10 protein-coding genes are annotated in these 14,992 nt (G+C 45.1%); all 10 read right to left on the bottom strand.

The window, feature by feature from the left end:
• Positions 1-28: 28 nt before the first annotated feature.
• The 10 genes from V6669_RS10770 to V6669_RS10725 all read right to left on the bottom strand — a co-directional run bounded on the left by V6669_RS10770 (position 29) and on the right by V6669_RS10725 (position 14,702).
• Positions 29-919 carry an ABC transporter permease subunit gene (locus V6669_RS10770; RefSeq protein ID WP_074094500.1) on the bottom strand — a complete coding sequence of 297 codons (891 nt, stop codon included), beginning with the start codon at positions 917-919 and terminating at the stop codon, positions 29-31.
• 190 nt (positions 920-1,109) lie between these two features.
• Positions 1,110-2,795, bottom strand: coding sequence for a sugar ABC transporter (locus V6669_RS10765; RefSeq protein WP_338593718.1), 1,686 nt, complete (start codon positions 2,793-2,795; stop codon positions 1,110-1,112).
• A gap of 123 nt (positions 2,796-2,918) precedes the next feature.
• On the bottom strand, positions 2,919-4,547 hold the full coding sequence (locus tag V6669_RS10760; RefSeq protein ID WP_338593717.1) for a response regulator: 1,629 nt from the start codon (positions 4,545-4,547) through the stop codon (positions 2,919-2,921).
• Positions 4,548-4,620: 73 nt separating this feature from the next.
• On the bottom strand, positions 4,621-6,375 hold the full coding sequence (locus V6669_RS10755) for a sensor histidine kinase (RefSeq protein WP_338593716.1): 1,755 nt from the start codon (positions 6,373-6,375) through the stop codon (positions 4,621-4,623).
• A gap of 298 nt (positions 6,376-6,673) precedes the next feature.
• The gene (locus V6669_RS10750; RefSeq protein ID WP_338593714.1) at positions 6,674-7,372 is read right to left on the bottom strand and encodes a hypothetical protein; all 699 of its coding nucleotides are present in this window, start codon (positions 7,370-7,372) and stop codon (positions 6,674-6,676) included.
• Between the two features lie 181 nt (positions 7,373-7,553).
• On the bottom strand, positions 7,554-9,083 hold the full coding sequence (locus V6669_RS10745) for an ABC transporter substrate-binding protein (protein ID WP_338593713.1): 1,530 nt from the start codon (positions 9,081-9,083) through the stop codon (positions 7,554-7,556).
• Positions 9,084-9,216: 133 nt separating this feature from the next.
• Entirely contained in the window at positions 9,217-10,125 is a 909-nt protein-coding gene (locus V6669_RS10740; protein WP_338593712.1) for a carbohydrate ABC transporter permease, read from the bottom strand.
• A gap of 17 nt (positions 10,126-10,142) precedes the next feature.
• Positions 10,143-11,129 carry an ABC transporter permease subunit gene (locus V6669_RS10735; RefSeq protein WP_338593711.1) on the bottom strand — a complete coding sequence of 329 codons (987 nt, stop codon included), beginning with the start codon at positions 11,127-11,129 and terminating at the stop codon, positions 10,143-10,145.
• A gap of 185 nt (positions 11,130-11,314) precedes the next feature.
• A complete protein-coding gene (locus V6669_RS10730; protein ID WP_338593710.1) occupies positions 11,315-12,928 on the bottom strand; it encodes a helix-turn-helix domain-containing protein in 1,614 nt (537 codons plus the stop codon).
• A complete protein-coding gene (locus tag V6669_RS10725) occupies positions 12,903-14,702 on the bottom strand; it encodes a sensor histidine kinase (RefSeq protein WP_338593709.1) in 1,800 nt (599 codons plus the stop codon). The genes V6669_RS10730 and V6669_RS10725 overlap by 26 nt, the downstream gene beginning before the upstream one ends.
• Positions 14,703-14,992: the final 290 nt, after the last annotated feature.

The following is a 14,992-nucleotide window of genomic DNA, read 5'->3' as shown; positions in this document are numbered from 1 at the left end:
GTGGTCCCTTCTTTCTCTGTTCATTCGTTTAGAATATGCGATATCCAGCGTATTTTTTGGCTAAGCTGTACGATACAAGAATCAAGATCATACTAATGACCGATTTGAATAATCCGATCGCGGTTGCAAAGCCCATCTCACCATTTTGCATTGCGGAACGATATACGAATGTATCAATGATGTCTCCCGTTTGATATACAAGCGGGTTATACAAGTTGAATATCTGGTCAAATCCGGCATTCAGTACGTTACCAAGCGCCAGTGTTCCTACAACCATCAGCATCGGCACAAGCGAAGGGATTGTAATGTGCAGTGTCTGTTTCCAGCGTCCTGCTCCGTCAATTTCCGCTGCTTCGTACAATGCTGGATTAATTCCGGCAAGGGCAGCCAGAAAGACAATCATGTTATAGCCAAATTCTTTCCACACATCTGTCAGAATGACCGTAGATCGGAACCAACTGTTGTCTCCAAGGAAGAAATATGGCCCGAGTCCGAAGGTTCCCAGAACCCGGTTAACCAAGCCGCCTGTTGACAACAGATCTATCAAAATCCCGCCCAGAATGACCCAGGACAAGAAGTGAGGTAAATAGACAAGTGTCTGAATCGTTCGCTGTATAGCCATCTTGCGAACCTCATTCAAAAGAATGGCAAAAACAAATGGCACAAATAAATTAAAAATCAGTTTAAGTACAGCAATAATCAATGTGTTCCAGATGACCTGTAAGCTGTCTTCACGTTCAAACAAATATCTAAAGTTGTCCAGCCCAACCCATTCAGAACCGCTAATCCCAAGCCATGGCTTGTAGTTCTGGAATGCCATAATGATCCCGCCCATAGGCACATAACTGAAGATAATCAGAAAGATAATGGCTGGCAACAGCATAACGTGGAATGGCCAAGTGCGTTTCAAAGTTCTCATGATTGCTCCCCCTGTATTTCTTCCTACTCAAGTACTCCCTGAGTGGCTTATAATGCGATTATATCAACCTTTTACGGGGTCCAAACAGCACATAAAAGCAATATAAATGGCACAAATTCAACCACTTTGCCTTAGCTTGAATAAACAAAAAAAAGCGCTCAGACGTTAGTCGTCTGAGCGCTGCTTAAAACTACTTTTTCACACTGTCATACCATTCGTTAACCTCTTGCGTGATTTGGTCACCGCCACCCGATTTCCACGTTTGTACAAAGGTATCAAACGCATCAACCGGATTTTTGCCATAGATAATTTCGTTAAATGCCTGATTCTCGATTTTGTTCAGATAGTCCAACTTGGATTTCATCGTCTTTGTTGTCGGACCTGTGAACATGTTCTTGAAGGAAATTTCTTCTTGGCTTAGCAACACTTTCGCTGCTGCTGGAGTCTCTTTACCGTAGTTGACAGCAACATCTTTTTCAAGCTTGGTTTCAGGCTCTTTACCATTGGCCAAGTTCATCAGAGCTTTCATCTGTGCATCTGGAATACGAGCACCGTCACGAACAAGCAAATAACGTACAACGTTCACGTATCCGCCTTCGATTTCGTCAATCGGCATTTGTTTTCCATTTGCATCCAATTGATAGTCATAACCTGCAAACAGACCGTTATCATAAGGGCTACCTGGTGCTGGGTCTGCATAATTGTCAAACAGGTAGTTCTGGTACGTAAAGAATGCTTCTGGGTGTGCCATATCTTTTTTGATCAACGTAACACCATTAACGAACTGAGTTCCGTGACGCATCGCTTTGCCTTCAGGACCAGACGGAATTTCAATCGGTTTCCATACGGCACTCGGTACATTTTTCACTGTATCCAGAAGTGGCCATCCACTCATCCAGTAAGGTCCTGGAATAATGCCGGCAGTTCCTGCAACTGCTGGTTCTGCTGTTTTGTTCTCATCCCATAGAGCTGCTTCCTGCGGGATATATCCTTTTTTGAGCCATTCGCTCAATTTGGTCAGACCTTGCTTCATACCCGGATTGATGGAGCCATACTCCAGCTTGCCATCTTCCCCCAGATTCCATTGGAACGGCAATGTTCCATATGCTCCGAAGATCCAAGATGGGTCTCCCATCCATGTATTCATGGAAGTTTTGAATCCAATGCTGAGCGGAGTGACTTTATCAGGAGCCAATCCGTCAGGGTTATTGTTTTTGAATGCTTCCATAACGGTTTCCAGCTCATCGATTGTTTTTGGTGCTTTCAGATTCAACTTGTCCAGCCAGTCCTGGCGAATCCAGAGCAAGTAATCATTGTTGTATGCGTAGTCCAAAACAGGGATACCCATTCTTTTGCCATCACGGCTATATTGGTTCCATACGTTTGGATCTTGTTCAATTGCTTTTTTCCATGTGTCCGAAGCATACTTATCGAACAGTGGACCTACTTCTTGATACATCCCAGAATCAATCAGATCCTGAGCAAGCAGATTATCACCCACGTTTACAATATCAGGCATTTCCTGTCCTGATGACATGGCAAGACGAAGCTTGGTTGCAAATGCTCCATTTGTGTCTGTTACTGACCACAACGATTTGATTTCAATACCGAATTGATCTTTGGCCCACTTGGTTGCCACGTTATTTTCCATGGATTCGCCATTTTTGAATTTCAGCTCTGGATCAATTCCCCAGGCTGTTGTAATCGTAACTGGCGGATCGTATTTCTCTTTGTATTCGTTTTCAGTTCCTGTTGTGTTTGAAGCTGCATTATCTCCGCCTCCACTGCCGCCTGAACATCCTGCAAGAACGACAGTCAGACACAGCGTTGTAGCGAGAAGCGACAAGAATCTCTTTTTCGTTGATTGCGCTCTCATGTTGTTCCCCCTTAAATCGTTTTGGTTACCCTTTCATTATAGGCTGACCAGGCCTTTGAGCCTATGATACGAAATCAAGATTTCTGCACCTTTGCCAACCTATATTCTGGAATGTTGTTGTAATTATGCCTGATCCCGAAATTCATTTGGTGTCATACCATAATGTTTTTTGAACATTTTGCTGAAATATTGCGGATTTTGATAGCCAAGCTCACTTGTAATCTCGTATATTTTTTTGTTGCTATTCTTAAGCAGATACAGAGCACGTTCCATGCGCATACGAATCATGTAGTCCCCAAGACCTTCCCCTGTCTCTGCCTTGTAAATTTTTGATAGATATACGGGGTGTAGATATACCTTGTCCGCAATCATCTTCACCGACAGATCCTGTCCTGTATCTCTTGTCACCAGCTCCTGAACCTGCTTGATCACATGTCTGCGACTCTGCACACCTTCCTGATCGGACAACTCTTCCTGAAGCTTCGCCAGCATCTCGGTTGCCCAGCGCCGCAGCTTCTCGGGGGATTGAATCAACTGATGCGCAAGGAGCAGATCAAATCCCGCATGATCAATCTCATGCACCAGATGCCCCTGTTTATGGGCGATATACATAAATGCATTGGTTACCGACAGATACATCTCATACACGTGTTCTCTGGACAATCGCACCTGTTCTGCCTCGTCAAAAACCGTGTTCAGCTTACGCGCCGCCGCTTCCCATTGCTTGGTCTCAAGCAATTGTGGAAGTACAGGTGGTTTGTACAGCTCTTCGAGCGCCTGCGTTGCATCATTCTCCGGTCTTTTGCCGAGTGCCTGATCCATGTCCATATATATAATCTTGTGTTCTTCTGGTCCTGAAAGGACAAGCGAACCCAAACTTTTTCGATAAGCTACTGTCAATTCATTAAAGGGAAATGACGGTGTAACTACCATGGACAGGTCTCCCTGCAAATATCGAATAACATGTTCACGGAAAGTTTCAGCTGAGATTCTCAACGTCTCCAAGTTCATCTGCGGAGCTTCGATCTGTTCTTGATTCTGCAAAAACATTACCAGACACTCATGGGGTCCGCGGCCAAACCACACGTTAAATTGCTCTCCAAGTACTTCCTCTGCAATATTACCTACCGCAAAATCCATCAGATCCAAAGACTGCTGGTCCATTGATGAGAAGCGTCCTGTAAGGCGAATCAGCATCATCACAGCCGATTGTTCCGGCTCAATATGAATCTCATATTGTTGCAGTTGTTCCCGAAGTGCCCGCGCCGTGATCTCACGCCCCAACAGCAGATCATGCATAAGATTTTCCCGTAAAATTTTATAATCAGACTTCCGACTGTATAAGAGCCGGTGATATTTATCGAATTCATCCCACTCATCGCGAAGAGATGTGATGGCTGCCGACACGGAACTCATAAATTCATCATCGTTTACAGGTTTCAGGATATAATCCGCTGCCTGCAATTGAATCGCTTTCTTCGCATAAGTAAAATCACTGTGACCCGTCAGCAAGATACAGCGAATGTGGGACCAACGTTTGCTTACCTCTGCAATCAGATCCAGTCCGGACATGCCAGGCATGCGAATATCGGTCACCACGATATCCACTGCATTTTCCTCCATAATTTCCAGCGCTTCTTTACCCGAAGCGGCACGAAGCACAGTGGTTACTCCAAGCTCTCCCCAGGGGATTGTAAGTTCCAGACTTTCTGTTACGTATGTCTCATCATCTACCAGTAATATATCAATCAAGTGATTCACTCCCTATTTCGTTCATTCTGCAAATGGATTCCATCGTTCATCATGCGCTACACGTTCCAAGTGCTTATCCTTCATTCTCCAGAAGAAACTGCTGCTCGGCAGGCCACGACAGCGTAACGCGTAATCCACCAAGTTCCGATTCCGTTATATCAAGCCCTGCCTGCTCCCCATATCGAAGCTGGAGTCTCTGATTCACATTCCACAGGCCACAGCCCATCTCCTGATCCATCGTTCCCCTAAGCTTATTCAGAAGCGTCTCACGCGCCTCCTGTGTCATGCCTTGCCCATCATCTTCAACCACAAGAACCATGACACCGCCCTGTTTTTCCCCGGATACTCTTATTTCTCCGGCTTCCGCGTCCGCTTCGATACCATGAATCACCGCATTCTCCACTAGTGGTTGCACGATAAGTGGCGGTACCTCCTGTCTTAACATCTCATCAGACAGATCAATCTTGTAATGAATCCGATCCATACGCATCCGTTGGATCTCCAGATAACAGCTGACAAATTCAATCTCTTCCGTCAACGGTACCACGTCCCGCTCCTGTCTTGTCGTATACCGATAATATCGTGATAGGTTATGCGACATCGCTACAACCGCGTCCATACGCTTCAGCTTCGCCATACTTGTAATGAAGGAGAAACAATTATAGAAAAAGTGCGGGTTAATCTGCGATTGTAGCTGCTTCAACCGGGCTTCACGCACATGAATCTGTTCCAGATAAACGTGTTCAAATAACTGCTGGATCTGCTCCACCATCAAGTTGAACCGTTCAGACAGGAAACTGAATTCATTGCGGCCCTTTGGCTTAATCCTCACGGAATAATCTTCCTGCTTCAACCGCTGGAATCCGCGAATGAGTTGTTTTACTGGTACCTGCACCTGTACATAGAACAAATACGCCACACCAAAACTCATTAACAACAAACAAATCATGGAAGAATAAAACAGCATATTGGATTGATGAATGGGCTTCAGAATATCTGACAGGGGCATGTAGTCCACCAAATACCAGCCTGTTGTACTGGATTTCACGGTATTGACCATGTAAGGCTCGTTCCCGATCACTACTGTACGATTATCAACGTCCTGAAGTTTATGGACGGACAGTTCTTCCATCAACTGATTCGTTAATGAACGATCTGAAGTCCGGTTATAGATAACCCCCGACTCTTCTCGGAAATAGAAGGGATCATGCCTGCCATCGTCCTTGAATTTGTCGAGCATATCCCGAATGTTATCACTATCAAATTCCAGTTTAATAATCGTTTCCGCATTATTAGCCGGGTCTTTAATGCCGTACGGAGATACCGTAATCCAGCTAAACATGAACCGATCATCTTCCCCATCCTGAATTTTGCGTACATCCCAGCCGGAACTGATATTCTGCCTTAGCGCTTGTTTATCGTAAGAACGTGCGTCCCTTTCGGAAACCACCCTTCCCAGCGAAGGAGAGTACAGATATAACTTTGTGGCCCAATTGGATGAGCTTTCCTGAATACTTAGCTTATTCTGAATACGTTTGACCAGGTTGATCGCATCCAGATCAAAGTAGTTACTGTCCGCATAGATTCTCTTAAAGCTGGCAATATCAGGATCATGTATGAGCAGATTCGGCCATGAGGATAACAGTTCAATGTGTGTGTTCACTTGATTTTGGAAAAATTCAAGCTGGTTACTATTCGATCGATTCAACTCATCTCTGAGAACAGCTGTTGTTTTGTGATTGGAGTACCAGTACAGAAGTACTACAGGAATCAGCATAATCAGAATAAGAATGACCATTTTGGAAAACAGGTTTGTCCGATATGACATCTTTTCATCTCACCTTGTCTTAATTTGTCGTGACATTAATTGTAATGATGTAAGCGCTAAAGACAAACTATTTTTTTAGACAAACCGATTCATTATCTAGCGTAAGCGTTACCAATTCAAGGGGGAAGGAGACAAAACCAATATTTCTGCACTAAATGCAACTTCCACGCACAAAAAGAGCCGGCGATTAGCCAGCTCTCTATCTAATTTCATTATATATCTTAAATCGTTCTATTCAACTCAGACCTTATTCCACTTCTGTTTATGTAATTATTCTTTTTTTCTATGAAAATATCAACTATGGAATATCATAATCAAATACCGTATTCGCTCCATCCACGCCTACATCCAGTACAATATCCATAAGTTTCCCATTGACGAACAGAGGGGATTCCGCTTTCCCGTAAAACTCCAACTTGCCTGTAAACGTTCCATGGCGTTCAATCTCAACATGTACGGGCCTTAATTGGACAGACTGCAAGGCTTCCAATAGTGGATCGTCCTTAAACTTATAACTACGTGCGAGATCAGGCAATAACACGGCGGATACGGAATCTCTGCCGTAATTTTTGAGTGTCAGGTCACATGTTGCTCGGGTCTCACCCGTTTTCAGCACGTTAAAGGTACAAGAGCTTGCATTCTGTACATAGGATACCGCATTAATGCCTGAAGCTCCCCACTTGGCTACATACATGAATTTATCCGTCATGTACGAATAACTGAGAACGATAGCGATAACTACGATCCATAACCCTTTTGCAAGACCGGGGAACGATTTCCCGATTTCTTTGCGTGTAAGGTAGAAGCCGCAAGCAAAGATTCCCATCCCCAGGAAAAGTGTGATATGTACACCACTTAAATAAGACGTAGTATACGGTGATATACCTATTGCTGACAGCATGGTATCTCCAACAGAAAAACCAAGGTGATGGTTAAATGTAAAGATGATAGCAAATAGCAATAAAGCCCCTGAGAACACAAGTCTGGTTCTCGACACACGAACACCCCCTAATCAACCACCTTATTATATCATATTTTTCCTATTTATGATTAACAATCCAAATCAAAAAAACAACAATAAAAAGAACGCCTTCGGTTGTTCACCGAAAACGTCCTCCCTATTTGCCACCGATAAGAGCTTGTAGAACACAAGTCTCTCTATCATAGCTGATAATCATTTACTTCTGGGCAAGGAATGCATCAAGTTGTTCCTGTTTGGCTGCAATAATTTTATCAATTCCTGCTGCTTTCAATTTCTCGAGATATTTCGGAATCATCTCATTTGGATCAACGGCGCCCGATGTCATACCCGGCTTGAACTGTTTGTTCACGTTGTTGACCGCAGCAATTTCATTTTTGACAGATTGACTGTTGAATGTAAAGCCCAGTGCTGGAGACTTCACACCTTTGGCGTTAAATTCTTTGAACTTTTCCCACTTCTGCGGATCTTCATTATCCCATAGGAAGTTCAGGAACTGGTTACCAAGCTGCCATTGGGCACCTGGGTTATAGGTACGACTGTTGGCATCAACGCCTTCAGGGAGAGTAATGATATTATCCTGTCCGTCTTTTTTCACATAATGAGTACCTTCAATTCCGAAGTTCAGCAAGTTGTTAATTTCTTTGTCGGAATGCAGCAGGTTAATGACCTGCATCGCTTTCTCCGGTTGCTCGGAGGAACGGGAGATTGCAAGCATCGCTCCAGACGCATCACCCGTCGTGATTGTCGGCTGTGTCATCTCAATCTGAGTGAGTGGGAAACCCACATACCCTTCTTCTTCTTTATCCTTGCCTGGCTTCATGCCATCTGTCCAGAGAAACGCTTTTCCAGCCTTCGCCTGGTCTTTCGGGAACACATTGGAAGTAGCAGCATCACTGTTGATATATCCCGCTTGATACCACTTGCGAGCGAGTTCAGCCGCTTCTTTGAATTCAGGGGTCTCCACTTCATTCAGCACCGTTGTTCCGCCTGCTGTTTTGGAGATGACTCCAGGTACGGAAGCATCACCGAGATAATCCCAATCCAGATTCTCCAACAGCCCGTTACCGTTGGTATTGGACATATAGAATGGTGTGATGGCTGGCTCGTTTTCCTTGATTGTTTTGAGCAGAGGCTCCAGATCAGCCCAAGTTTTTACGGCTGTCAGGTCCAGCTTATACTTGTCAGCCAGATCTTTACGTACCAACACACCACGTGTGGCAGCGAGTTCCTTATTCGTAGGAACCCCGTAATTCACGCCGTCCACCTGGGAACCTTCCAGAAAGGCAGGATCCAGGTTTTTCTTAATATCCTGACCATGTGCATCAAGCAGATCATTCAAGGGCAAGAATGCGCCTTTAGCTACATTCACCGTGTAGTTCTGCCAAGCTGCTGTGAAGATAATGTCTGATTTTTCACCTGAAGAAATCATGAGATTCAGCTTGTTATCCCACTGTCCCCAGTCAATTGCATTGATCTTAAGCGTGGCTCCGATCTTTGGTTCCATCTTTTTGTTAATCTCGGCTTCCACCAGAGCGACATCCTTCTGTGGTGTCCCTGGGTAGAACAGTGTCACTTCATAGGGTTTGCCCCCACCTTCACTTGCTCCTCCGCCTTCTGCGGCAGGTGTTGTCGTTCCACCCTTGTCTGATGAGCAAGCTGCCAGCACCAGGCTCAGCGTCATAACCGTTGCCATCATGCGAGACCATACCTTTAATGATCTAACCAATTGAACCCCTCCTGTCATGTGTTGAACCATACAACCGAATTCCCCAATTCACAAATAAACCGATAACTACTTCTGTATATGCCCTTTCAGTCCATCTTCATTTACCTTGCCCACTCTGCTAACCGGTTCAGAGTTATCCCTTCACAGCGCCAACCGTAAGACCTTTGATGAAATAACGCTGGAAGAACGGATATGCCAGTACAATTGGACCAATACCGACTACAGCCATCGCCATTTGCAGAGTTTTGTTAGGCAGATTCAGCAATCCACCCTGCGACGAAATCTGTGAAGAGACGTTGGAGTTGGTTGTTAAATATTGAATATCGAGCAGCGTCCGGTACATAAGGTACTGAAGGCTGATCGTCCGGTTATCTGATATAAAAATCATGCTAAGGTACCAGTCATTCCAGTAATTCAGTGTACTGAACAAAGCGACGGTTGCCATTACGGGAAGAGAGAGCGGAAGCACGATACGTGCAAACGTTCTCAATTCTCCCGCACCATCAATCCGAGCCGATTCCAGAATGGACACCGGAATGGAGTTCGCGAAGAATGTACGCATGACCAGTACAAAGAATGGAGATAGCAATAGCGGCATAATGAGTGCCAGTATGGAGTTTTTCAGATCCAATACGTTGACATAGACCAGGTACCAAGGTACCAGACCCCCATTGAACAACATTGTGAAGAAGATGAAAAAGGCGAACCAGCCCCGGTAAGGCAAATCTCTCCGTGAGAGCGGATACGCGTACAATGCGGTCAGCGCAACACTTGTAATGGTACCTACAACAGTAACAATAAAGGATATACCATACGAGTGAATGATCTGATCCATATCTCTGAACAGAAACTCATAAGCCGTCAGGCTGAACTTCTCTGGAATAAGCTTATATCCATTGGCAATGACTGTTGTCTCGTCCGAAAATGAGATGGCGAAGACAAGCAGGATCGGCACGATACAGGCAATGGCATAGAATAGAAACATCGCATGAATAACGGATGCGGAACGCTTTGATACGGCTAGTGGATCACGTGATTTCACAGCTGACTTGCCTCCTCTCAAAATAATGCATTATCTTTATCTATTCGCCTTACGATGGTATTGGATACAAGAACCAGCACAAATCCAACGATTGCTTGGTATAGACCGGCTGCTGATGACATCCCGATATCTCCACCGATAAGGAACGTACGATATACGTAGGTATCCAGTACATTCGTTACAGGGAACAGCGCTCCCGATTCCAATGGAACCTGATAGAACAGACTGAAGTCTGCATAGAATATACGGCCAATTTGCAATAACGTCATAATGACGATTAATGGGACGAGAAACGGAATGGTAATGAAGCGTATCTGATGCCACTTGGTTGCTCCATCGAGCACAGCTGCTTCATAATATTCTTCATCGATACCCACGACAGCTGCCAGATAAATGACGGCATAATATCCAATATTTTTCCATGTGTTCACCAGTGGCAAAATATACGGCCAATACTTCGGCTCTGAATACCAGTCGATCGGCTGACCGCCGAACATCTGCAGAATCGTTGAGTTCATGAAGCCTGAATCCTTGCCCAGGAAAGCCAGTACCAGATAACTGACCACAATCATGGACAGGAAATACGGTAATAACATAAGTGATTGATATAACTTGGACATCGCCTTGTTCTTCACTTCATTGAGCAGAATAGCAAGCCCGACACCTACAAAGAGATTCAGTGCAATGAACACCGTGTTATACGCGAGTGTATTTCGGGTAATTTCCCATGCATCACTGGTTGAGAACAAATATTTAAAATTGTCCCATCCACTCCATGGGCTACCCCAAATACCATCAGCATAGTTTACATTTTTGAATGCGATCAGAACGCCGAACATCGGCATGTAGTTGTTCACCAGCAGAAACAGGACACCTGGCAAGAACATGAGATACAGCACCTTGAATTTGCCAAGATTGTGCCACACAGACTTGCGCTTTCGGACTGTTTCTCCCGGTATATCCGATATCCGTACTCCCTTACCCGCCTGGGGTTGTGTCTTCATAACTTGTTCTCCCTCACTCCTCTTGAATTCTTCCTCAGGATGAAGCTCCGTTGCGGCTCCTGTGGTTCAAGTATACGGCGGGGCGAGTAAGACCTCTATCTGCTGTGGTGACCTGTTGACTTATCAAATTATGACTTTAGTGCCAAATTAAACAAAACAAAAGGCGCAGCATGCTGCGCCCTGAACTATACGGTACGTGACTGTTTTCGGAACTCCTGTGGCGTTATACCCGTGCACTTTTTGAACATTTTGGTGAAATGCGAGTAATTGTAGTACCCCACCTTGCCAGCGATATCCGTCACTTTAACGGTGGACTGGGACAACAATGTCTTCGCTTTGGCTACTCTGCCCTGCAGGATAAACTCAGATAGGGACATCCCCTTCTCTTTCCGAAACAGACGTGATAGATAAGCGGGATTGAATCCGGCAAAAGCTGCAAGCTCCTCTCGCATAAGTTCTTCACCAATATGAGTTTCAATATAAACGCACAACTGATCCACAATGGTCATGGGGCTATGATCGTCCGGATATAATACTGGGATAACACGATCAATCAGATCAGACGTCCACTGCTTCAACTGCGGCAACGACCTTGTCACCATACCCTCTTCCGGCTCCCGTTCACCCGGATAAAGACTGCGTATTGATACGTTTTTCTGATGAAGCAACGGATAGACCACATGCAGCATGGCATGATAGTAGAGATGAAGCATTTCAGGAGACAAACCCTCCTGTGCAGCAAGCAACTCAAAAATCTCATCCACACGTTCTCGCAAATCCCCCACTTTACCCGTCTCAAAAAGAATGGATAATTCCGAAAACCATGGAATAGGCAAAAAGCGATCTTCCTGATCTCTTCCCCGCTCATCATAGACAAAAACTTCTTCAAGCTCCTTAATATTGCGCCGTTCCATATCCATCAGTTCATTTAACATGCCTTGCAACTCAGTTACAGCAACCGGGGCACCAACATAACAGGACAACCGACAGTAGAAATACGTACCACATTCCTGGATATACCCCTGACAACGTTGTGCCACTTCGCTCGCACTCGGAATGATGCCATCTTGCTCGTAAGCAAGCACAATATTTAATCCACTTTGATCCTGGAACACCTCACCGGGCTTGTCGCCTAGCAGCATCTCTTTGGCTGCATTACGAAGAGCATATTCCAATACCTCTTCGTCACGCAAATCAAAATCACGCACCCATTCCTCCACCGAGATCACAATGGGTAACACACGAGCCTGCGGATCAATCTCGGCACCATACAGTTCTGCGAGCTCTTGCAACCGTTGTTCGGTTAACGTGATACGCTGAGAGATGGCATCCTTCCAGAAGCGTTCCGTCAGTAGCGGTTTATGGGTTTTCCAGCGTTTGTATACGGTCTCATAAACTTCGTTGGTACGGGTACGCTGCTCTCCATCCTTGATCTTCTCCACTGCCTGAGTTACTACCTTAATCAATTGATCCGCTGGAGCCGGCTTCAACACATAATCAAAGCTGCTTAGCTTAATGGCTGTCTGAGCATAATCGAATAAAGCATGCCCTGTCAGGAAAATGGTCAGTATGCCTGGATCATGTTTTAACACCCAACTTTGCAGGTCAAGCCCTGTTTCACCAGGCATCTCGATATCACAGATCATGATATCAATAGCATTAGCCTTTAAAATCTTTCTTGCCTCTTCGGCATCACCAGCACTGTATACCTGGTCAATGCCTGCTGCTTGCCAATCGACGCCTTCCACCATTGCTTGTAATGCATACACTTCATCATCCACGATCAACAGGTTCCGCATAGGCTCCCCCTTCTTCCTCTTCGGTCTGAGCGGGTAAATCAATGATGACTTTGGCGCCATGATCCACCTCATTGCCAAACTGCAAACTGGCTTGATCACCATATTTCACTAAAAGCCGATGAGCCACGTTCCATATACCGATATGCTGTCCACTCGGGTCTTCAGCGTATTGTCCATGTTGCAGCCGCCCCAACAATTCCTCTTCAAATCCGACACCATTGTCCACAATCATCAGTTGAAGCACCGTCCCATCGTCCTGACCGGACGACTTCTCACCGAGGCGCGCCACGATCCGAATGACAAAGGCTTGTGTCCGGCGCTGAAATCCATGAATAATGGCATTCTCCACAAAAGGCTGAATGGTTAATGGCGGAATCACATAATGTCCCAAATTCGGTTCAACATCCAGTTCAAAATCGAATCTGCTTGGAAACCTCAGCTTTTGAATTTCCAAGTAATGACGAATGTGCTCGAGCTCTTCATCCAGACGAATAACACGTTTGCCTGCACGCAGACTGAATCGAAAATAATCGGCCAGATGACCAGCCATCTGCTGCACCAACTCATGTTTTTGCAAGGAAGCCAGACTATGAATAATATTGAGTGAATTCAGGTAAAAGTGAGGATTGATCTGCATCTGCAGTTGTTTGAACTCTGCCTCCCGCGTCCGCAGTTGTTCCTCATACACATCAATCTTCAGATGCCTGATCTCACTGGTCATTTGATTGAAACTTCGTGTCATAAATTCAAGCTCCGAAGAAGATGGCGGGTCCAGCTTCACATCGAGATCTCCACGGCTCACCCTTCTCATGCCTCGGATTAACGCATTCATCGGGCGGAATAACAGATGTCGCAAAAAGATCAGTGCAGTAACCAGAATTACTGCCGCACCAATGGGAAGCAGACGAATGATCTGCTGGAAAAACGGGAGGTTACGCATCATGTCTTCCTCAGGCAGCAGCACGATATAATTCATCTCGGACATGGCCGAGGCAATACCCAACATCAAATATTGACGTGCTTCTCCCTTGTTCACAACTTCAGAGATAACCTGATACGGATTCTTCAGGCCGGGAAGATGCGCTGCAGCCAGCTGAATCTGTGCAGTATTTAATGTGGAATCCGATAGTGCCCCACCGTCTGTTCCAACAATGACTGCGCCTCCCCGATCTCCGGATTCAGTGAATTGTTGTGTATGATTCAGTGCATTCATATCAACAAGTGCACCTGCATAGAACTGCTGGTTGATTCGCACTGTTTTCACCAGCGCATTCCACGTCCCGCCTCGCACAATGCTCCATTCCGGCTTCTGGATATCCCCTTCCAATTGCTGCATCTGGACTGGCATACTCTCCTGCACAACCGACTTTTTGACATCATAATTGCCTGAAGTGGCGAGCAGCAGATCATCATTCACGGCATCATATAGAAAAAAAGAATCGATTAGATTATAAAAACCGATATCTGTCATGAATTTGTTCATAATCCGTTGCTTTGCAATGATATAATCACCGCTGCCGTATTTCAGAAAAAATAGAGAGATAATATCCGGGTCCCGCTCGCCCAGACTATACAAATACCGATTTGTCTCCTGTAATACACGTTCATTCTGCTCCACACTCTTAGCGAGATGATTCATATTGGTGAGGGATACTTTGTCACGTACAACTTTCATGGCGTAGACGTTGTTGTAATAAAGCAGCATGAATAATGGCAGCATGATCAATGTAAGACCCACTATAAATTTAAAACGAAGTGAACGGATCAAATTCATGGATTATGGATTCCCGCCCTTTTAGAGGTAGTTTAAAAAGTCCGCTTTTGATTACGAATTATGCCTAGCGGCATCATCAGCTTCGAATATGAAATTCAGCCGAAATGTCCGTTGCTCACGTAGTTTCCCTACGCTCCGCTACTCCATTTCTAACTTCATTCCATCTTCTCGGTACTGAAAACCAGACTTTTTGAACACACACTTTTTAGTTCAACATATTTTTCTATTTTCTTCCTTATGATGGCATGTTTATTGTAATCACCCCTGCTTGCCATTGTCTATGGGGTCCC

Origin of the sequence: Paenibacillus sp. Y5S-9 (assembly GCF_036894235.1) — a bacterium.
Classification (GTDB): Bacteria; Bacillota; Bacilli; order Paenibacillales; family Paenibacillaceae; genus Paenibacillus.
Note: the sequence above shows the minus strand (reverse complement) of the source record. Positions and strands in the feature narration are given on the sequence as shown.